We start from the raw sequence: 678 nt of genomic DNA, 5'->3' as shown, positions 1-678 counted from the left end.
TGCTGCTTTCGGATCATGTTGGCGACTTTGATGCCGTCCAAAGTAGCTGATGCGGATCTGAACGTCTTGAACCCACACATGTGCCGTACGCGACGTTTGATAAACCGATGTTCCTGTTCGATCAGGTTATTCAGATACTTGGACCTGACCGTTTGGATTTTGGCTGGGTAGCCAAACCGAGTTAGGATTTTGTTCTCCTCTCGAATGACCGCCGTGTTGGCTCCACTTTTTGTCGATGACAATCTTGCTCGGGATTCCATTTGAAGCCAGCGCTTTGCCAAAAAACCTTGCTGCTACTGGACGATTCCTACGCTCAGACAGCATGAAATCAAGAGTATTCCCAGCTTTGTCGACGGCCCGATAGAGGTACATCCATTTACCGCGAACACGAATATATGTCTCGTCCATGCGCCATGAACTCAGCGTTGGACGCTTATTCTATTGCGCACGAGCTGCGACAATCGGCGAGTATTTCAATACCCACCTATTCAATGTGGCATGGTCAACTCGCACACCGTGCTCAGCCATGATCTCTTCCAAGCCACGATAAGACACCGTGTACCGCCGATAGAAGTAAACAGCGTACAAAACTGCACCCTTGGGGAAATGAAAGCTTTTTAACGAGATCATGCTCAAATAACCTGTTCGAAAATTATTCGACCAGTAAAAACCTCAGAT

Annotated in this window: 1 pseudogene; it reads right to left on the bottom strand. The window is 47.8% G+C overall.

What is annotated here, in order from left to right:
• A pseudogene (locus ACR0ER_RS25640) lies at positions 1-630 on the bottom strand (IS6 family transposase); the annotation flags it as partial.
• Between the last annotated feature and the right edge of the window lie 48 nt (positions 631-678).

It is taken from the genome of Ruegeria sp. CH8 (genome assembly GCF_056536985.1).
Note: the sequence above shows the minus strand (reverse complement) of the source record. Positions and strands in the feature narration are given on the sequence as shown.